We start from the raw sequence: 18,662 nt of genomic DNA on the forward strand, positions 1-18,662 counted from the left end.
GCGCGGCAGGGTGGCGTCTCAGGTGGCCGGACGGTGCGCCATGCGCGCCACGCAGGCCTGCAGATCGCGTTCGAACTGTGCCAGCACGGCATCGCGATCGAATCGCGCTTCGGCATAGGCGCGGGCACGCAGCCCCAGTTCGCTCCGAAGCCCGGGCTGCGAAGCCAGCGAGACCACTGCTGCAGCAAAAGCTTTTGCATCATCGGGCGGCACGGCGACGCCGCATTCGGATGCGACCTTGCCGAGCTCGGTCTCGGCACGTGCGCCGGCCACCACGGGCCTGCCGCTGCTCAGCATGCCGGTGAGCTTGGAGGGCATCACCAAGTCCGCCGCATCCGCGCGCTGGGGCAGCAGATGGATGTCCGCCAGGCCCAGCAGGTCGCCGAGCCGATCGACCGGCTGCAGATCGAGAAAGCGGACGTTGGCGAGCTGCTCGCAGCGCTTCATCAGTTCGGCGCGGCCGGCGCCGTTGCCGCAGAACACAAAGTGGAGGTTGGGCTGGTCCTTCAGCATAAGGGCCATCTCGGCCAGCAGTTCCAGCCCCTGCTTGGCACCCATGTTCCCCGAATAGAGGGCGACCATGGCATCGGACGGGATGCCCAGTTCGGCGCGGTAGGGGCTGTCCGCTTGCAACGGCTGGATGGCCGAGACGTCGGCCCAGTTGGGCAGGGAAATCAGTCGCGCGTCCTCGATGCCCTTGCTGCTCGCGCGCTCGATCATGCGCTGTGAAATGGTGGAGATGCGGTCGAAGCGGCGCATCAGGCCGCGCTCGACCGCGGCAACGAAGGCGCGCAGGCGCGCGCCCTTGAGCAGCCCGAGCTCGAAGGCGGCGTCGACCTCGTAATCCTGGATGTGCAGCCAGGTCTTGGCCGAGCGCAGCCGCGCGAAGACCAGCGCCGCCGGCGTGCAGAAGAGCGGTGGCTCCGTCACCCACACGAGGTCGGGCTTCCAGCGCCATTGCGCGAACAGGGCCGGCACGCTGGCCAGCGCGAAGCTCGCCAGGTGCAGAAGGCGCTTCGCGCCGCTGACCTTGCGCGGCACCCACAGCGGCGTGCGCAGCACCGTGGCGCCGCGCCAGGTCTCTTGCGTGTAGCGCGAGGCGCGGTAGCCCGGCCAAACTGCCCAGTCGGGGTAGTAGGGCGGCGCGGTCACCACGCGCACCTCGTGTCCTCGCGCGGCCAGCCACGCGACCATTTCTCCGGTGTACTTGCCGATGCCGGTCAGTTCCGGCGCGAAATTGATTCCGTAGACGAGCAGCTTCATGGATCAGGCGGGTTGCGGCGAGTGTTCGCGAATGGTGCGCACCAGCATTTGCGCCACCTGCTCCATCTGGAACCGGCTGTCGAAGCAGCGCAGCGCGGCGACGCGCATCGCCGCGAGTTCGGCGGGTGTCGAGTCCAGCCAGCGTCGCAGCAACGCGATCGTGCCATCCAGCGTGTCGGACTCGACGAAGCCCGCGTGGTCGGCCGCGATCTCGCGCCAGATGTTGACCTTGTCGCTGATCAGCACCGGCCGGCTGCAGGCCAGCGCCTCCGCCACCGCGATGCCGAAGTTCTCTTGGTGCGAGGGCAGGCAGAACACTTCGCACGCATGGAACGCGCCCCATTTCAAGTCGCCCGACAGCATGCCGGTCCAGCTGACGCGCGAGGCGATGCCGAGGCTGGCCGCCCGGCTTTGCAATTGACGGGTCAAGCCTTCGTCGCCGGGGCCCGCCATCACCAGATGGGCATCCGGTGCATCGGCCGCCGTGCGCGCAAAGGCGTCGATCAGCAGGTCGCAGCCTTTCTTCTCGTGGATGCGGCCCAGGAACAGCAGCAAGCGCTTCTGCCTCAGCTCGGGAAAGGACGAAAGAAATGCCTCGGACAAGGCCTTGGCGTCCTGCGGCGGCACGGTGGTGCCATAGGAGCCGACCACCTCTCGGCAGCGATAGAGCCAGAACGACTGCCGTGCGAGCAGGCGTTCTTCCTCGCAGGTGAAGAGCACGGCGGACGCATCGCGCAGCACGCGGTATTCGCCCCAGGGCCAGTAGAGCCACTTCTTGAGGTGCTTGAGCGGGTAGCGGTGCTTGAACCACGGATCGAGCATGCCGTGGCTGTAGACGAAATAGGGCGTGGACGAGCCGTGCAGGGCGCGCCAGGCGGCGAAGCCGACGTACTGCCAGAGCCCGTTGACGATGACGGCGTCATAGTCGCCGGCGTGCGCCTTGAGCCACGGCACCAGGCGCTCGTTGTAGCCATAGCTCGAGATCGAGGGGCCGGTCGCGATCACCTTGCCCGGATAGTCGGCAACGAAGCCGGCGTCGGGGCTGTCTAGGCTCACGAGGTCGCCTTCGTGCCCCATGCCCGCCAGCGCATCATGGATCCGCCGGACTCCCTCGATGGGGCCTCCGCCCCGGGGATCGACGGATGGAATGAGATGAAGCAGTCTCACGATCGCGAGGCGCGGCTTGGGAAGATTTCGAGCCTCGGATAGCGGAGAACCAGGAGGGCGTAGGCCAGCATGATGCCGAGCAGGGCATTGGCCGTCAGTTGGCCGAGCGCAGGCCAGCTGACCACGGCGAGCGCGGTGGTGAGCCATACCAGCACCGCATAGGGGGAATTCGTCTTGATCGAGGCCCGCAGGCTCGACAGCAGGCCGACGGCCAGCGCCAGGTACTTGAGTGCGATGTAGGCGACTCCCAGCAGGCCGCCCTCCATCAGGATGCGGCCGCCTTCGGCTTCCGCGAGCGCGAAGACATCCGCCGCTCCTGTGCGAACGTAGGTCGCGAGGTTGGATCCGAAGCCCACGCCGTAGCCCAGCCAGCTCATGAGGTCGTAGACCCAGGGTTCGCCGAACAGAACGGTAAGAACCCGTTCGCCGAAGTCTTCTGCCTGCGCCGCCTGCTCGAAGCGTGTCTGCGTGACGCCGATGGCATCGCGGAAAACGTAGGCGAAGAGCGCCGTCATCGCGAGCACGACGACGACCGCGACCGCTGCGCCCACCTTGTTGCGCGCTTTCGAGAACAGCAGCCTGCCGAGCAGGTAGGCCATGAGCATCATGCCCGAGGTGATCGCCGCCGTTCTGGAGCCGCTCACCAGCGCGCCGGTGACGAAGGCCACGAAGACGGCCATCGCAAACAGGAACTGCCTGGTGTTTCGCTTCCTGGCGCCCAGGATGCCGAACACCAGCGGTGCCACCATCGTCAAGTAGGTGGCATAGCCGGAGGTGAAGCTGAAGGTCCCGGTGGTGCGGACCACGCCCACCACCGCGACGAAGACGCTTTCCTCGTCGCCGTCCAACTGGGTGTTGATACGCGCGCCGGGAGGCGAGTAGTGCTGCAGCACGGCCAGCGGTGCCAGCAGCAGCATCACGAGGGCTGCCGCAAGGATCGCAGCCCGGTAGTCCGTTTCGTTCATGGCGGCGGCCGCCGCGACGGCGAACCACGTGTACAGGAGCCAGAAACGCAGGCCGATCACAAACACGACCGGCGAGCTTTCGCCGCCGACGAGCTGCAGCAGTCCCCAGCCGAGCACCAGGCAGGACCATGCGAGCATGACGGCCGTGATCTTCTTGTGGCGCCTCAGGTAGCCGTGCCTCATGGCGTAGACGACCAGCGCGAGGGCCAGCAGGTCGCGCAGAAGGATCAAGGGAAGCGTGGACGCGGAGGACACCCACTTGCGCACCGCGCCTTCGAAAATGACGATCAGGAATACGGCAAGAAAAAGCTGGCCGGCGCGGCTGAGCGACGCGGCCCGGTTCGCCGCGCGAGGGACGCTTGCGGCGATCGCGCTCATGGTCGCGTCCTTCCGGATTGCATGCCGTTGCTGTTGCTCACCTTTGCACCTCGGTGGTCATTGTCCGAAGCGCAGCGACATGCGCATCGATGCGATGCGGTTCATACCACTTGTGCGCTTCGTGTCCGATGACGCGCGGATCGACGGCCGACCGGTCGACCGCGTCGAAACCACGAGCATAGTGCACATTGGGCGTCAGGCCGTCGTGCACGCCATACTCGTCCGACAGCAGAATGGGACAGACGGCGTGTGAACTGTAGGCTGCGAAGATGCTGCTCTTGGACACGTAGTCCGGCGGGTAGGCGAGGGCGCCGTAGTCCGCGCTGGACAGCGCCAGGCTCACCTGTTCGGCCGACAGCTTGCCGTGCGCGATCACGCCCTCCTGCACCAGTCGCTGGGACAGCGGGCCTCCCGGCATCGCCGGACCGATGTCATGGATCTCGAGGCCGTTGCGCTTGGCGCAGCGGAAGAGTTCGCCGTCCGACCATTCGTAGGACTGGGCGCGGATGCCGGCGCTGCCGAAAACCACCAGCTTGCGCTGCCGTTCGGTCTCGATCGAGGCGGGCTCGCCCACATTCGAGAACACCGGCAGCACCCGGTGCGGCGTGGCCTGGGAACGCTCCAGCAGCCAGCGCGCGGATTCCTCCCGGTTCGTCAGCCAGAAATCGGACAGGAGCAGCAGGTCGCGCGCGATCCGCTGCTGGCAGCCGCTGAGCCAGAACGCCGAGCCCCACGGCGGGCCGGTCGCGAAGAGTTCATGGAAGACGATGCCGAAGGCCTTGAACTGGGTGCGCAAGCCGTCGATCTTCTTGACCAGCCACAGCGGAATGCCGCGCTTCTGAAAACCGTAGCCGCTGAAATGCAGGAGCAGGAACTCTCCCTTCAGCGACGCGGTGTCGGTGTTGCGTGTCAGCTCCATCAGCGGCGCGTTGAGCGGATTGCCCAGCACCGTCGCATAGTCCCGCACGCCGCCCGTGCCGGGCGGAATCAGGGAGATGGAGGTGGCATTCATGCTGGGCATCGACGCAGGGAATTCAGGTCCTCAGGAAGGGATGAGTTCTTCGCTGCAGAAATCCTCGTAAGCGCGCTCCACGCCGGCGCGCAGCGTCATCCTGGGCTTCCAGCCGAGTTGACGAATCCGCGAAATGTCGAGCAGCTTGCGCGGCGCGCCATCGGGCTTGCTCGTGTCGCAGCGGATGGTGCCGCGGTAGCCCACCACCTCGCTCACCAGCTGCGCGAGTTCCGCGATCGACTGGTCTTCGCCGCTGCCGACATTGATGTGGCTGGCCGTGGGCTCCGTATGGGCCGCGTAGATCTCGCGCGGAAGGTCCATCACGTGGACGCAGGCGCTTGCCATGTCGTCGACGTAGAGAAACTCCCGCTTCGGAGTCCCCGTGCCCCAGATCACGACCGAGGGCGCATCCGCGAGCTTGGCTTCGTGGAAGCGGCGGATCATCGCGGGCAGCACGTGGCTGTTCTCGGGATGGTAGTTGTCGCCCGGGCCATAGAGGTTGGTCGGCATCACGCTGCGGAAGTCGCAGCCGTACTGGCGGTTGTAGCTTTCGCAGAGCTTGATGCCGGCGATCTTGGCGACGGCGTAGGGCTCGTTGGTCGGCTCCAGCTTGCCGGTCAGGAGTGCGTCCTCTGCCATCGGCTGTGCCGCGAGCCGTGGATAGATGCAGCTCGAACCGAGAAAGAGCAGCTTGCTCACGCCGGTGCGCCAGGCCTCGTGGATCAGGTTGGCTTCGACCATCAGGTTCGAATAGATGAACTCCGCCGGATAGCTGTTGTTGGCGTGGATGCCGCCGACCTTGGCCGCCGCTACATAGACCTCCTGCGGCCGTTCCTCGGCGAAGAAGGCCCGGACCTGCGCCTGGTCCGTCAGGTCGAGTTCGGCACGACTCCGGGTGACGAGGTTGGTGTAGCCCTTCTCGACCAGGCATCGCACGATGGCGCTGCCCACCATGCCGCGGTGCCCCGCGACGAAAATCCGCTTCTGAAACTCGCTCATGGAAATAGACCTTGATACGGGGTGAAGGTTGGGCCCGGTGCTCCCCCGGCCGGAGCGATCAGGCGAGTCGTCTGCGTTGACCGTCGGCGCGCTCGGGCAGATCGTCGAAGCGCACGATGTCGTCCTCGCCGAGGTAGCCGCCGGTCTGGACTTCGATCACTTCGAGGATGGTCTTGCCGGCATTTTCCAGCTTGTATCGGGCGCCAACGGGAATGTAGATCGATTCGTTTTCCTTGACCAGGAGCACCTTGTCGTCGCACACCACTCTGGCCGTTCCCTTGACCACGACCCAGTGTTCGGCACGATGGTGGTGCATTCGCAGCGCAAGGTGCGCACCCGGCTTGACCGTCAGGCGCTTGACGGCAAAGCGCTCGCCGTCGTCGATGCTGTCGTAGGCGCCCCATGGGCGCGGAATGCGGCGATGCCGGGTGGCCTGGCTGTGGCCCTGCGTCGTGAGCAAGGCGACCACGTCCTTGACCTGTTCGGCACAGTCGCTGTGCGCAACCAGAAGCGCATCCGGCGTGTCGACCACCAGCAGATCCTTGGTGCCCAGGGCCACGACGGGACGATTGGGCGCATAGATGAAGGTGTTGCGCGCACCCATGGCAAAACCCTGGCCGCTGATCCGGTTGCCGTCGCCGTCCACGTCGTGCAACTCGGCGACCGCGTTCCAGCTGCCGACATCGCTCCAGCGACCCTGGAAGGGAATGACGGCAACCCGGTCGCATTTTTCGAGCACCGCGTAGTCGATGCTCTGGCTGCGGCAGCGGCCGAATGCGGCGCTGTCCATGCGCAGGAAATCGCCGTCGGTTTCGATGGCCGCGGTGGCCAGCCTGCAGCTTTCGAGGATGTCGGGCGCGTGCTGCTCGACTGCGGCGAGCAGCACCTTGGCCTGGACCAGCAGGATGCCGGCGTTCCAGAGGTGGCCGCCCGCGAGCAGCAGCTGCTCCGCGTGCGAGGCTGCCGGCTTCTCGACGAATGCGGCCACGGCATGACCCGCCTCTTCGCCCAATGCCTCATCGAGCTTGTTGCCCTGGCGGATGTAGCCGTAGGCGGTACTGGGAAAAGTCGGCTCCACACCGAAAGTCACGAGGTATCCGGCCAGCGCGGCAGGAATCCCCTTCTGAATCGTGGCGACGAAGCGGTCTGCATCCGGGATGTGGTGATCGGCGGGTGCGAACAGCAGCAGTTGTTCCGGGTCGGCCAGAAGGGCAATCGCCGACATGGCGGCCGCCGTGTTGCGTGCCATCGGCTCGAGCAGTTGCTTGCCGCAAACATCCGCTGCTTCGATGCTTTCCTGAACCAGGAAGCGGTGCTCTTCTGCCGCAACGCAAGTCACCTCGGTATTCAACCGACGGAGACGTTCGAGCGTGAGCACCAGCAGGTTCTTGTTGTCGATCAGCGGGACGAATTGCTTGGGCAGGGTCTTGCGCGACAGCGGCCACAGGCGGGTGCCACTGCCGCCGCAGAGGACGATCGGCTGAATGACGCTCACCTCGAACCCTCTCCGGTGATGACTGCACGCACGGTCTTCAACAGAATCTTGATGTCGAGCCACAACGACCAGTTGCTGACGTACTCCATGTCGAGTTCGACCCGTCTTGCGTAGGACAGGCGGTTGCGGCCGCTGACCTGCCACAGGCCCGTGATCCCGGGGCGCATGGCGCAATAGTGTTCCCAGCCCTTGCCGTAGAGGCTGCGCTGACGCTCCATGCAGGGGCGCGGACCGACCAGGCTCATGTCGCCCTTGAGCACGTTCCAGAACTGGGGCAGTTCGTCGAGGCTCAGCTTGCGGATGAACTGGCCGATGGGCGTGATGCGCGGATCCTTCTCGAGCTTCTGAAAAGTGTCCCACTCGGTGCGGGCCATGTCGTTGCGGCTCAGGAATTCGTCCAGCACCACTTCGGAGTTGTGCACCATCGAGCGGAACTTGTAGAAGCGAAACCTCTGGCCGCTTTCTCCAAGGCGGTTCTGCCAGAAGTGGACCGGACGGCCCATGCTGATGCGCACGCCGAGTGCAACGAGCAGATAGAGGGGCCCGAAGAGAATGAAGAAGGTCAGCGCGCCCACGATGTCGATGGCGCGCTTCGTCGCGCGTTCGAGACGAGTGAGTCTGCGTGGTTGTACGTACGCTGGAGGCGCGGACGATCCGCCGCCATCAGGGGTGAAGCGTCGGACCACGTTGCCGTGTGCGGTCGAGTCGGAACGAAACATTTAAATATCCCCCAGACGGGTGCTGCCTCAACTTCAGAGTCAGAGCGTGGCAGTGTAACGCTTTACTACTATTCGCAAGAATTTGAACACAAGATTCCTTCGTTGTCTTGTGAACAAAAGACGTACACCCTTCGTTGAGCGATGTAAGTTGCGCACTCTGTGAACAAGCCTCTACACTGATTTGGTGCAGTGCAGCATATTCGCCTGAAGTGTAGGTCTTTTGTATGACAACATGTTAACGCTTATTGACGAGTGAGTGTTGTTTGCAAGCGCCGTTCGTCGATTTCGTGACTTAGGTTCTTGCTTCCGGAGTTGCTGCAGCGCAGCAAGCATATGGCGTGCCGCAAGAATCCAAAAGGATTACAAAAAGCTACCGCAGCAGCTTGGTGGGGTATTCGGGGCTGTAAAGAAGGTGCAATGGCGCGCTGGGTAAGCGGCATGGCAAGCGATAGCGATGCGCAGTGGGCGGCGCTGACGCTGGCGCAGGCCCCCAAAAATGGTTTGGCAGGAACTGCCGATGTCGAACGAGAGGGAGGCGGGCTGCCTCCCTCTGCACTGTGTGCTTACTGGCGCACGCCGGCCTCGCGCCCGGCTTCTTCGAATGGCAGCACCATATTGCCGAGGTCGCGACGGGTTTCCACCAGCACCAAGGGGCCTTCGTCGATCACGATGGCGGGCGGACGCTCGCGGGGCACATGGATGGGCTTGGGTTCTGCCGCGATCGCCGCGCGAACCTGCGCCACACGTTCGGCATCCGAATTCACCCAATGCAATCCGGAGCCTTCCGCCACTTGGGCGAGTTCGTCCAGCGGCAGCTCGAAGGGCTGAACCTTCGGCAGAGCGCGCGAAGTCGCGGGCTTGGCCTCGACCACGATGGGCATGGAGGGTGCGACAGCGGGCCGTTCGGTGCGAGGCGCCGACGGCGCCGTATCGATCTCGATGCCGTCGTAGGCGCCGGCGGGTGCTGGAGAGAGCGCAGATGCGGCCGCAATCGCTTCGCCCTCTTCGCGCGGGCTGCGCTCGCGGCGGTCTCGGCCGTAGCGATCGCGCGAGCGGCCCCGGCGCTCGTCGCCGTCACGGCGCGGCGCGGAATCCCCGCTAGCTGCTGCTTCATCGGCGCTACCCATCTCGGTGGGTTCGGCCGCAAGCGACTGAACTTCTGCGGCGGAAGGCGTTTCGACGGGGCGCGGGGCACCCTCACTGCGCCGCTCGCGGCGGCCCTCGTTGCGCTCGCCGCGGGGTGCGCGCTCCTCGCGGCCGCCGCGCGCACCGCGATCGGCTGAAGCGCCGTCCTGTTGTTGCGAGCTGTCGGCGTTCGCAGCGCGGGAGGCGTCGCCCGTGCGTTCACGCGCTGCGTCTGCACTGCGCTCACCGCGTTCCCGACGTTCGCCGCGTCCGCGCGGTGCGCGCTCCGCGGGGGGAGCACCTTCGTCGCCTGCGAACGCATTCGGTGCGATCGCCTGTGCGTCGAGCTGGACGTCGCTTGCTTCGGTCGGCAGTTGGCGCTGGTCGCTGTCGCGACGCTCGCCGCGGCCGCGGCGCTCACCATCGCGCGGCGCACGCGCTTCGCGGGGCTCGCGCGGTTCGCGGACCTGGCTGTCGTTGCGCGCCTCGCCGCGGACTTCGCGTCCTTCGCGGCGCTCGCCTTCGCGGCGTTCGCCGGGGCGGCCGCCGCGGCGCTCGCCGTCGCGTCCACCGCGGCCTTCACCGCGTCCGCCGCGGCGCTGCTCGCCATCGCGCGCGGTGCGTGCCTCGCCGTCGCGGCCGCCGCGAGCATCGCGGCGCGGCTTGGGCGCTTCCACAGGAATCGTGGGCGGGACGGGTGCCGGGACCGGCGCGGCGCCGAACAGGCTCTTGATCCAGCCGAACAGGCCCGACTCGGCGGGTGCGCGCGCGACGGGGGTGGCCGCAGCAGGCGCGGGTGCCGGGGCGACTGCCGGCGGACGCACCGCTTCGGGCTTCGGCATTGCCGCCGGTGCCGGTGCATCGGGCAGCACGCCCTTGATCACCGGCGTCTGCTTGTTGGTGGGCTCCTGCGAGCGTCGCGTGACCGAGGTCGGGTCCTCGATCTCGTCGGCCATCTTGTAGCTGGCTTCGATGTGGTCGAGGCGCGGGTCGTCGTGCTTCAGGCGCTCCAGCTTGTAGTTGGGTGTTTCCAGCGTCTTGTTGGGCACCATCAGCACGGTCACGCGCTGCTTGAGTTCGATCTTGGCGATCTCGGGGCGCTTCTCGTTGAGCAGGAAGGATGCAACTTCGACCGGCACCTGCACGTGCACGGCGGCCGTGTTGTCCTTCATGGACTCTTCCTGAATGATGCGCAGGATCTGCAGCGCGCTCGATTCGGTGTCGCGGATGTGGCCCGAGCCGCCGCAACGGGGGCAGGGGATCGACGAACCTTCGGAGAGCGCCGGCTTCAGGCGCTGGCGGCTCATTTCCATCAGGCCGAACTTGCTGATCGAGCCGAACTGGACGCGTGCACGGTCCTGGCGCAGTGCGTCGCGCAGGCGGCTTTCGACCTCGCGGCGGTTCTTCGACTCGTCCATGTCGATGAAGTCGATGACGATCAGGCCGCCCAGGTCGCGCAGGCGCATCTGGCGGGCCACTTCGTCGGCGGCTTCGAGGTTGGTGCGGGTGGCCGTTTCCTCGATGTCGCCGCCCTTGATGGCACGCGCCGAGTTCACGTCGACCGAGACCAGCGCCTCGGTGTGGTCGATCACGATCGCGCCCCCGCTGGGCAACTGGACCGTGCGCGCATAGGCCGATTCAATTTGATGCTCGATCTGGAAGCGGCTGAACAACGCGGCGTCGTCGCGGTAGCGCTTCACGCGCGCGGCGTGTTCCGGCATCACGTGGGCCATGAACTGCTGCGCCTGGTCGTAGATGTCGTCGGTGTCGATCAGGATGTCGCCGATGTCGTGATTGAAGTAATCGCGGATCGCGCGGATCACCAGCGAGGACTCCTGGTAGATCAGGAAAGCGCCCTTGCCGCCCTTGGCGGCGCCGTCGATGGCGGCCCACAGCTTGAGCAGGTAGTTCAGGTCCCACTGCAGTTCGGGCGCGGAGCGGCCGATGCCGGCGGTGCGCGCGATGATGCTCATGCCCTTGGGGTACTCGAGCTGGTCCATCGCCTCCTTGAGCTCGGCGCGGTCGTCTCCCTCGATGCGCCGGCTGACGCCGCCGCCGCGCGGGTTGTTGGGCATCAGCACGACGTAGCGGCCGGCCAGCGAGATGAAGGTGGTCAGGGCCGCGCCCTTGTTGCCGCGCTCTTCCTTCTCGACCTGGACCACCAGTTCCTGGCCTTCGCGGATCGCGTCCTGGATCCGGGCCTGGCTGGCCGAGACGCCTTCGGCGAAATACTGCTTGGAGATTTCCTTGAACGGCAGGAAGCCGTGGCGGTCTTCGCCGTAGTCGACGAAGCAGGCCTCCAGCGACGGCTCGACGCGCGTCACAACGGCCTTGTAGATGTTGCCCTTGCGCTGCTCGCGCCCTTCGATTTCGATTTCGTAGTCGAGGAGCTTTTGCCCGTCGACGATGGCCAGGCGGCGTTCTTCTGCCTGCGTGGCGTTGATCAGCATCCGCTTCATGATGCGTTTCCTTTGTCTGTTCTATCGTTCTAACCGGTCCATGACGGACCTAACGATGCACGGACGACGCGTCGCGAAACGAAGGAATTGCCGCTGTGCCCCGGCTGCTGCTGGTTGCCGCGCGGACGCGAGCAACCGTATCGAGCGTCAGCTCAATGACAGCCGGGGTGGGGGCGCATGGATGGGCGCGAGCCCGATATGGTGTTGACGCGCTATATTTTCTATAGCAATTGGCGCAATGGTGGCGCGCTCTGCCGACGATTCAATGCCCGAGGCCGCTGGCATCAGCCAGCGCAGGCAAAGTTGAATCAGCAGTATCAACACAAGGTACTCGCTTCGATCCGCCGGCAGCTTTTGGTCTGCCGGCTGGGTATTCCGTATCGGTGTTTCGTGGGCGTCGGCTTGACTTTGATGTAGCGCCCGCCGCCTTGCGCGTTGGCGCGTGGCTTGCGGGCTCAACGCCTAAGCGGCATCGACCTCACAGCGCCTCCGGCAGTGCTCTAAACTTCTGATTAATCAAGCACTTACAAGACCGCGCTGGTGAAAAACATTATAGGTGCGAAGCCAAGCCCCGCGGCAGCAGAAGTTCGCTTTCTGACGGTCGATGGGGAATCTGCGGGCCAAAGACTCGACAATTTCCTGTTCCGGCAGCTCAAGGGGGTGCCCAAAACCCATGTCTACCGGATCATCCGGTCGGGCGAGGTGCGCATCAACAAAGGACGCGTGCAGGCCGAAACCCGCCTGGCGGAAGGCGACGTGTTGCGGCTGCCGCCGGTACGGGTGTCGGCACGGGGGGAAGAGGGCGGCCTGCCGCCCGCACCCGCGCGCGAATTCCCTTTGCTGTATGAGGACGATGCCTTGCTGGCGATCGACAAGCCGGCCGGCGTCGCGGTTCACGGCGGCAGCGGCGTGAGCTTCGGCGTGATCGAGCAGCTGCGCACCGCGCGCCCTGCGGCGCGCTTTCTCGAACTCGTGCACCGGCTGGACCGCGAGACCTCGGGCATCCTGCTGGTTGCCAAGAAGCGAAGCGCGCTGACGGCGCTGCAAGACCAGTTTCGCGAGCGCGAGACCGGCAAGACCTACCTGGCGCTGGTCGAAGGCAGCTGGCCCGCGAACAAGAAGGTGCTCGATGCGCCGCTCGCCAAGTACCTTTTGCCGGGTCAGGCCGGCTCGGCTGAGCCGGGTGAGCGGCGCGTGCGCGTGGTGGCCAAGGACCATCCCGACGCGATGCGCGCCGTGACGCTGGTGAAAGTCCTGGCTCGCGTCGCCCTCCCGGCGGACGCCGCTTCCTTTTCGCTGCTCGCCGTTACGATCAAGACCGGTCGCACGCATCAGATTCGCGTCCACCTCGCCTCCGGCGGCCATGCGATCGCGGGCGACGACAAGTACGGCGACTTCGAGCGCAACCGCGCGCTGCAGAAGCTCGGACTCAAACGCATGTTCCTGCACGCCTGGCGACTGCAGTTCACCCACCCCGCGAGCGGAGAGCGCATGGCGCTGCAGGCTGACTTGCCGCCGGAACTGCATGCGCTGATGCCGCAGGCTGCGCTCGATGCGCTCGCTGCCCACCCCTCGACAGCCTCTCACTCATGACTGACATTCGTCCCCGCCGTTTCGACCTGATCGCTTTCGATTGGGATGGCACGCTCTATGACTCGACGCGACTCATCGTGCGCTGCATCCAGGCCGCGGTGGTCGACGTCGGCGGCGCCAAGCCGAACGAGAACGACGCCGCATGGGTGATCGGCCTGGGCCTTGCCGAAGCGCTGGCCCGCGCCGCACCCGATGTACCGAAGGAGAAGTACGCCGAGCTCGGCGCGCGCTACCGCTATCACTACCTGCAGCATCAAGACGACCTGGTGCTCTTTGACGGCGTCCTGCCGATGCTCGATGCGCTCCACGCGCGCGGCCACAAGCTGGCCGTGGCCACGGGCAAATCGCGGCGGGGGTTGAACGAGGCGCTCGCCACCGTCGCGCTGCGGGACCGCTTCGACGCCTCTCGAACGGCCGACGAAACCTTCGGCAAGCCGCATCCGCGCATGCTGCTCGAATTGATGGAAGAGCTGGACGTGCCGGCCGATCGCACCTTGATGATCGGCGACACCACGCATGACCTCCAGCTCGCGCTCAACGCCGGCTGCGCGAGCGTGGGCGTGAGCTATGGCGCGCACGAGCCGGACAGCTTCGACGTGCTGAAGCCGCTGCATGTGGCGCACTCGGTGTCCGGCCTGACGCAATGGCTTCTCGAGAACGCATGAAAATCCGCGCATGAGCGAATGCATCCCGCTGTGCAATGCGGCCGACCTGGTCGAGGGCGGCCGCGCCGTTCCCTTCGACGTGGTGCACGGCGGCCAGACATGCCGGGCCTTTGCCATTCGCTACGAAGGCCAGCCGCACGCGTACCTCAACCGCTGCAGCCACGTCGCGATGGAGCTGGATTTCCAACCGGATCGCTTCTTCGACGACAGCGGTCAATGGCTGCTGTGCGCGACGCATGGCGCCGTCTACAAGCCGGACACCGGCGAGTGCGCCGGCGGTCCTTGTCGCGGCGGCCTGGTGAAGATCGCCTTGAGCGAACGGGACGGAGTGGTGCACTGGCATACTGCCTGGAACCTCCAACCTCTGGTTTTCTGAAATGACCGATTCCAACCGCACGGAACCTGAGGGTTTCGAGCCTTTCGAGCGCGCCGCGCCTCCCCGAAGCATGTCGAAGAACGATCCGACGCAGCAACCCAACTGGGAGCGCGCCACACTCGAAAAACTGGCCTTCGCCTCGCTGCGCGAACAAAGGGCCACGCGTCGTTGGAAGACCTTCATTCGTCTGAGCTGGCTCGTCTTCTTCATTTTTCTGGTGTGGCTGGCCATGTCCCGCGGCACGCCGACGACTGCCAAGACCACGGCCCACACGGCGGTAGTCGAAATCAAGGGCGAAATCGCCAATGGCGGCGACGCGAGTGCGGAGTTCGTGATCGCGGCGATGAAGAGCGCCTTCGAGGACGACGGCGCCAAGGGTGTCGTTCTGCTGATCAATTCGCCGGGCGGAAGCCCCGTGCAGGCCGGCATCATCAACGACGAGATCAAGCGCCTGCGGGCCAAGCACAAAAAGCCGGTCTACGCGGTGGTCGAGGAGACCTGCGCGTCGGCGGCGTACTACATCGCGGCGGCGACCGACAAGGTCTTCGTCGACAAGGCAAGCATCGTCGGAAGCATCGGCGTGCTGATGGACGGTTTCGGATTCACCGGCCTCATGGACAAGGTCGGCGTGGAGCGCAGGCTCTTGACGGCCGGCGAAAACAAGGGCTTCCTGGATCCGTTCAGCCCGATGAGCGATGCGCAGCGGGTGCACGCGCAGAAGATGCTCGACCAGATCCACGCGCAGTTCATCGATGTGGTCAAGAAGGGCCGCGGCGACCGGTTGAAGGTCGATACGCCCGGCCTGTTCAGCGGCCTGTTCTGGAGTGGCCAGCAGGCCGTGGAGCTCGGCTTGGCCGATCAGCTCGGCAACGTCGATTTCGTTGCGCGCGAAGTGATCAAGGCCGAGGAAGTGATCGACTACACGCGCCGGGAGAACGTGGCCGAGAAGCTCGCCAAGAAATTCGGCGCTGCCCTCGGCGACGCTTCGGTTCGGGCGCTGCGAACCGCGCCGGCGCTGCGCTGAATCAGGCCGGATTCGCGTAGCGCGCCGATGCCGCGAGCGCTGCGGCAAAGGCCACCACGACATAGAGCGCAGCAGTCAACGAGCTGAGCTGGGCCAGAAAGCCGATTGCCGGCGGTCCGGCCATGAAGCCCAGGTAGGCCGCTGCCGATACCGCGGCGATGCCACGTGCCGGCTCGACGCCCGGGACGCGCGCCGACGCGGCGAAGAGGATCGGCACCACGTTGGCGAAACCGATGCCCACGCCTGCAAATCCGATCAAGGCCAGCCAGGGTGCGTCGGCCAGCAGGACCAGCGTCATGGAGGCGGCCGCCAGCCAGGCGCTGCCGCGCAGCAGCAGCGCCGGCGAGAAACGCGCCCGCATCGCGTCGCCGGCGAAGCGCGTGGCGGCCATCGCCGCCGAAAAGCTGGCGTAGGCCAGCGCGGCTTGCTGCTGGGGGCTGCCCAGTTCCTGCTTCAGATAGAGCACGCTCCAGTCGTAGATCGCGCCCTCGGCAATCAGCCCCAGCGCGGCCAGCACGCCGAGGATGGCCAGCGCGCCGCGCGGCAGGCGAAAGCCGTCGCCCGTGCTGGTGAACGTGGTCGCCTCCTTCGGCAACATCCATCTAGAGGAGAGGGCGATCGATAGCGCCATCGCCGCGGCGACGAGCGTCAAGTGCGATTGAGGCGCCATCCCAGCGGCGAGCGCTGCGCCGCCGGTCACGGCACCCGCCATGCCGCCCAGGCTGAACATGCCGTGCATGCCGCTCATCAGCGGATGGCCGTCTCGCAGCTCGAGCTGCGCGGCCTCGGTATTGATCGCCACGTCGAAGACGCCGGTGAGGATGCCGAACACGGCGAGCAAGCCCAGCAGCGCGCCATAGCTGGGCATCACCAGCAAGCCGGCCAGCAGCAGCGCATAGATCGCGCCGCACAGGCCGGCGGTGCCGCGGGCGCCATGGCGGCCGATCCAGCGGCTCGCCTGTGTGAGGCCCAGCAAGGCGCCGACGCCGGCGGCGAGCATGGCCAAGCCGAGCGCCGCTTCATCGACGCCGTAGTGGATCTTCACAGTCGGGATATGAACACCCCAGGTCGCGAAGATGAAACCCGAGCCGAAGAATTGCGCGCGCGAAGCCCAGCGCATGCGGGCGGAGGGAGGGCCTGACAAGATCAGCGCCCGATCGCGAACACCGCGGGCGTGCGCTCGTCGGCCGGCAATGGTTTGGCGCGCCAGCTCTTCACCGTATCGCTGCGCACGTTCGCGGCCGCGAGCGTGAGTCCGCGCGCCACCGCGAGCCGCGTGTTGTGCTGCAGCGTCTGCACGAGCGCCTGCAGCAGGGCTGTATTGCGGTAGGGCGTTTCGATGAAAAGCTGCGTCTGGCCGGTCCTCAGTGCGAGTGCCTCGAGCTCGCGGATGCGTTGCGCGCGTGCCTCGGCGTCCTGCGGCAGGTAGCCGACGAAAGCGAAGTTCTGGCCATTGAGACCACTCGCCGCAAGTGCGAGCAGCAGCGACACCGGGCCGGTGAGCGGCACCACGGTGATGCCCAGTTCGTGCGCGGCCCGTGCCACGGAGGATCCCGGGTCGGCGACGGCAGGCATGCCGGCCTCGCTGAGCAGGCCAATGTTCTTGCCTTCGAGCGCGGCGGAAAGGAGTGGTCGGGCATCGAACTGGCCGGCGTGGTCTCCCTTCTTGTGAACCTCGCGCGGCAGTTCCTGGATCTGCTGGGCCTGCAGCGGCGCAGCAAGCGGCGCCACCGCGTCGATGCGCTTGAGATAGGCGCGGGCCGATTTCGCGTTCTCGCAGATCCAGTGCGTGATCCCAGCCGCGATCTGCAGCGTGCCGAGCGGAAGCACGTCCTGCAGCGGCACCTCAGCCTCACAGCCGAAATCCAGCGGTGCAGGCACCAGATAGAGCTTGCCTTTGCTCACAAGAGGTCGACGCCGGCGGCGCGCAGCATGTTGGCTGTACGAATCAGCGGCAGGCCCACCAGGGCCGTCGGATCGTCGCTGTCGATGGCTTCGAGCAGAGCAATGCCAAGGCCCTCGCTCTTTGCGCTTCCCGCGCAGTCGTAGGGCTGTTCCGCGCGCAGATAGGTATCGATCGCCGCATCGCTGAGCTCACGAAACACGACGCGCACGGGCGCCAGATCGCGCTGCACGAAGCTCGTCGCCTGGCACACCACGGCGACGGCCGTCTGGAATATCAGCGTCTGGCCGCGCATGCGCCGCAATTGGGCCGTGGCGCGGGCGTGATCTCCGGGCTTGCCCAATGGCTCGCCAGCCAGGTCGGCCACCTGATCGGAGCCGATCACCACGGCTTCAGGGAATTGGCGGGCCACCGACATCGCTTTTTCGAGCGCCAGCCGTTCCGCCAACGCGCGCGGCGCCTCGCCTGCCATCGGTGTTTCGTCGACGTCGGGTGCTTGGACATCGAAGGCCAGGTGCAGGCGTGCAAGAAGCTCGCGGCGATAGCGCGAGGTCGAGGCAAGAATCACAGTGCGTTGCATGGGCCACGATTGTGCGCGAGCGGTTTAGACTGGTGCCGATGACCAGAGAATTTGCCCCAGGCCGGCTCGACGTGAACGGCTTTGCCGAGGCGGCCGCTACCGTTTCGGGAAACGAGCCCCTTCAGACTTATCAGCGCTTGAGCGCTGAAGTGGCCGCCCCGGCCACCGACGTGAGCGTGCGCTGGCAGGCCGAAGGCGCCCGCCGCGATGGTCCCGATGGAGCGCCAGTCCCCTGGCTGCACCTGGAGGCGCAGACCACGGTGCCCCTGGTCTGCCAGCGCTGCCTCACCCCGGTCGAAGTCGAACTGAAAGTCGATCGCTGGTTTCGTTTCGCGGCAGACGAAGCCATTGCAGCGGCCGAAGACGAGGATTCCGAGGAGGACGTTCTGGTCGCGAGCCGCGATTTCGACCTCCATGCCTTGATCGAGGATGAGCTCCTCATGGAAATCCCGGTCACACCGCGGCACGAACGTTGTCCCGAGCCGGTGCGGCTGTCGGCTGCGGATCCCGATTTCGAGGCGGCCGAGGCCGCGCGTCCGAATCCCTTCGCAGTGCTCGGCGCGTTGCGTTCACGCAAGCCGGAGTAGGCCTCGAAACATCGAGCTGGCGCTCCTTATTCAGCTTGGGCTATAATCATGGGCTTCACGCGCGCCGCCGTCGACGTTAGAGCGTTCTACAGGGCCTCACGGCCGCCCCGCGTGCTTACCCACTCACCCGAATACTTTCAGGAGCCAGCATGGCCGTCCAGCAAAACAAGAAGTCGCCGTCCAAGCGCGGCATGCACCGTTCCCACAATGCTTTGGGCGTGCCCGGCATTGCCGTCGAGCCGACCACCGGCGAAACGCATCTGCGCCACCACATTAGCCCGAACGGCTTCTATCGCGGCCGCAAGGTGCTCAAGACCAAGTCTGAAGCCTGATCCCAGTTTCAAGGCCAAAG

The 18,662-nt window shown here is 65.9% G+C and carries 17 protein-coding genes; 6 read left to right on the forward strand and 11 right to left on the reverse strand.

Annotated elements, in window-relative coordinates; translation table 11 throughout:
• Positions 1-18 precede the first annotated feature (18 nt).
• The 8 genes from ACSQ9I_RS07305 to ACSQ9I_RS07340 all read right to left on the reverse strand — a co-directional run bounded on the left by ACSQ9I_RS07305 (position 19) and on the right by ACSQ9I_RS07340 (position 11,582).
• Positions 19-1,263: a glycosyltransferase WbuB gene (locus ACSQ9I_RS07305; protein WP_436312720.1), complete on the reverse strand. Its 1,245-nt coding sequence runs from the start codon at positions 1,261-1,263 to the stop codon at positions 19-21.
• A gap of 3 nt (positions 1,264-1,266) precedes the next feature.
• A complete protein-coding gene (locus tag ACSQ9I_RS07310; RefSeq protein ID WP_436312721.1) occupies positions 1,267-2,430 on the reverse strand; it encodes a glycosyltransferase in 1,164 nt (387 codons plus the stop codon).
• Entirely contained in the window at positions 2,427-3,773 is a 1,347-nt protein-coding gene (locus ACSQ9I_RS07315; RefSeq protein ID WP_436312722.1) for a hypothetical protein, read from the reverse strand. The genes ACSQ9I_RS07310 and ACSQ9I_RS07315 overlap by 4 nt, the downstream gene beginning before the upstream one ends.
• 37 nt (positions 3,774-3,810) lie before the next feature.
• Positions 3,811-4,785: a hypothetical protein gene (locus tag ACSQ9I_RS07320; protein ID WP_436312723.1), complete on the reverse strand. Its 975-nt coding sequence runs from the start codon at positions 4,783-4,785 to the stop codon at positions 3,811-3,813.
• Between the two features lie 30 nt (positions 4,786-4,815).
• Positions 4,816-5,784: a GDP-L-fucose synthase gene (gene fcl / locus ACSQ9I_RS07325; RefSeq protein ID WP_093106640.1), complete on the reverse strand. Its 969-nt coding sequence runs from the start codon at positions 5,782-5,784 to the stop codon at positions 4,816-4,818.
• A gap of 58 nt (positions 5,785-5,842) precedes the next feature.
• The gene (locus ACSQ9I_RS07330) at positions 5,843-7,279 is read right to left on the reverse strand and encodes a mannose-1-phosphate guanylyltransferase/mannose-6-phosphate isomerase (protein WP_436312724.1); all 1,437 of its coding nucleotides are present in this window, start codon (positions 7,277-7,279) and stop codon (positions 5,843-5,845) included.
• Positions 7,276-7,998 (reverse strand): sugar transferase, encoded by a 723-nt coding sequence (locus tag ACSQ9I_RS07335; RefSeq protein WP_093106635.1) that lies wholly within the window; start codon positions 7,996-7,998, stop codon positions 7,276-7,278. The genes ACSQ9I_RS07330 and ACSQ9I_RS07335 overlap by 4 nt, the downstream gene beginning before the upstream one ends.
• A gap of 563 nt (positions 7,999-8,561) precedes the next feature.
• Complete coding sequence (locus ACSQ9I_RS07340) at positions 8,562-11,582, reverse strand: Rne/Rng family ribonuclease (protein ID WP_436312725.1); 3,021 nt, start codon at positions 11,580-11,582, stop codon at positions 8,562-8,564.
• Positions 11,583-12,122: 540 nt separating this feature from the next.
• On the opposite strand from ACSQ9I_RS07340, the gene ACSQ9I_RS07345 reads away from it, so the two are divergent.
• The 4 genes from ACSQ9I_RS07345 to ACSQ9I_RS07360 are packed head-to-tail and all read left to right on the forward strand — an operon-like array spanning position 12,123 to position 15,240.
• Positions 12,123-13,175 (forward strand): RluA family pseudouridine synthase, encoded by a 1,053-nt coding sequence (locus ACSQ9I_RS07345; protein WP_436312726.1) that lies wholly within the window; start codon positions 12,123-12,125, stop codon positions 13,173-13,175.
• Positions 13,172-13,840, forward strand: coding sequence for an HAD-IA family hydrolase (locus ACSQ9I_RS07350; RefSeq protein WP_436303150.1), 669 nt, complete (start codon positions 13,172-13,174; stop codon positions 13,838-13,840). The genes ACSQ9I_RS07345 and ACSQ9I_RS07350 overlap by 4 nt, the downstream gene beginning before the upstream one ends.
• 10 nt (positions 13,841-13,850) lie before the next feature.
• Positions 13,851-14,216 carry a Rieske (2Fe-2S) protein gene (locus ACSQ9I_RS07355; RefSeq protein ID WP_436303151.1) on the forward strand — a complete coding sequence of 122 codons (366 nt, stop codon included), beginning with the start codon at positions 13,851-13,853 and terminating at the stop codon, positions 14,214-14,216.
• A 1-nt stretch (position 14,217) separates the two neighbouring features.
• Positions 14,218-15,240 carry a S49 family peptidase gene (locus tag ACSQ9I_RS07360; RefSeq protein ID WP_436303152.1) on the forward strand — a complete coding sequence of 341 codons (1,023 nt, stop codon included), beginning with the start codon at positions 14,218-14,220 and terminating at the stop codon, positions 15,238-15,240.
• 1 nt (position 15,241) lies between these two features.
• Here ACSQ9I_RS07360 and ACSQ9I_RS07365 read toward each other — a convergent pair whose 3' ends face one another.
• The 3 genes from ACSQ9I_RS07365 to ACSQ9I_RS07375 are packed head-to-tail and all read right to left on the reverse strand — an operon-like array spanning position 15,242 to position 17,723.
• Complete coding sequence (locus tag ACSQ9I_RS07365) at positions 15,242-16,360, reverse strand: MFS transporter (RefSeq protein ID WP_436312727.1); 1,119 nt, start codon at positions 16,358-16,360, stop codon at positions 15,242-15,244.
• Between the two features lie 26 nt (positions 16,361-16,386).
• Positions 16,387-17,145, reverse strand: a complete 759-nt coding sequence (locus ACSQ9I_RS07370; RefSeq protein WP_093106615.1) for an SAM-dependent methyltransferase — start codon at positions 17,143-17,145, stop codon at positions 16,387-16,389.
• Positions 17,142-17,723 (reverse strand): Maf family protein, encoded by a 582-nt coding sequence (locus tag ACSQ9I_RS07375; RefSeq protein ID WP_436312728.1) that lies wholly within the window; start codon positions 17,721-17,723, stop codon positions 17,142-17,144. The genes ACSQ9I_RS07370 and ACSQ9I_RS07375 overlap by 4 nt, the downstream gene beginning before the upstream one ends.
• 38 nt (positions 17,724-17,761) lie before the next feature.
• Here ACSQ9I_RS07375 and ACSQ9I_RS07380 point away from each other — a divergent pair, with 38 nt between their 5' ends.
• Positions 17,762-18,310 (forward strand): YceD family protein, encoded by a 549-nt coding sequence (locus ACSQ9I_RS07380; protein WP_436312729.1) that lies wholly within the window; start codon positions 17,762-17,764, stop codon positions 18,308-18,310.
• A 149-nt stretch (positions 18,311-18,459) separates the two neighbouring features.
• Positions 18,460-18,642: a 50S ribosomal protein L32 gene (gene rpmF, locus ACSQ9I_RS07385; protein ID WP_028248601.1), complete on the forward strand. Its 183-nt coding sequence runs from the start codon at positions 18,460-18,462 to the stop codon at positions 18,640-18,642.
• The last annotated feature ends 20 nt before the right edge of the window (positions 18,643-18,662 follow it).

Source organism: Variovorax sp. LjRoot84 (genome assembly GCF_964254305.1).
Lineage (GTDB): Bacteria > Pseudomonadota > Gammaproteobacteria > Burkholderiales > Burkholderiaceae_C > Variovorax.

Bases quoted from the DNA above. Each gene is read 5' to 3' on its own strand.
- ACSQ9I_RS07305 (WP_436312720.1), bottom strand. From the start codon at position 1,263: ATGAAGCTGCTCGTCTACGGAATCAATTTCGCGCCGGAACTGACCGGC.
- ACSQ9I_RS07350 (WP_436303150.1), top strand. From the start codon at position 13,172: ATGACTGACATTCGTCCCCGCCGTTTCGACCTGATCGCTTTCGATTGG.
- ACSQ9I_RS07365 (WP_436312727.1), bottom strand. From the start codon at position 16,360: ATGCGCTGGGCTTCGCGCGCGCAATTCTTCGGCTCGGGTTTCATCTTC.
- ACSQ9I_RS07375 (WP_436312728.1), bottom strand. From the start codon at position 17,723: ATGCAACGCACTGTGATTCTTGCCTCGACCTCGCGCTATCGCCGCGAG.
- ACSQ9I_RS07340 (WP_436312725.1), bottom strand. From the start codon at position 11,582: ATGAAGCGGATGCTGATCAACGCCACGCAGGCAGAAGAACGCCGCCTG.
- ACSQ9I_RS07355 (WP_436303151.1), top strand. From the start codon at position 13,851: ATGAGCGAATGCATCCCGCTGTGCAATGCGGCCGACCTGGTCGAGGGC.
- ACSQ9I_RS07320 (WP_436312723.1), bottom strand. From the start codon at position 4,785: ATGAATGCCACCTCCATCTCCCTGATTCCGCCCGGCACGGGCGGCGTG.
- ACSQ9I_RS07360 (WP_436303152.1), top strand. From the start codon at position 14,218: ATGACCGATTCCAACCGCACGGAACCTGAGGGTTTCGAGCCTTTCGAG.
- ACSQ9I_RS07380 (WP_436312729.1), top strand. From the start codon at position 17,762: ATGACCAGAGAATTTGCCCCAGGCCGGCTCGACGTGAACGGCTTTGCC.
- fcl (WP_093106640.1), bottom strand. From the start codon at position 5,784: ATGAGCGAGTTTCAGAAGCGGATTTTCGTCGCGGGGCACCGCGGCATG.
- ACSQ9I_RS07335 (WP_093106635.1), bottom strand. From the start codon at position 7,998: ATGTTTCGTTCCGACTCGACCGCACACGGCAACGTGGTCCGACGCTTC.
- rpmF (WP_028248601.1), top strand. From the start codon at position 18,460: ATGGCCGTCCAGCAAAACAAGAAGTCGCCGTCCAAGCGCGGCATGCAC.
- ACSQ9I_RS07315 (WP_436312722.1), bottom strand. From the start codon at position 3,773: ATGAGCGCGATCGCCGCAAGCGTCCCTCGCGCGGCGAACCGGGCCGCG.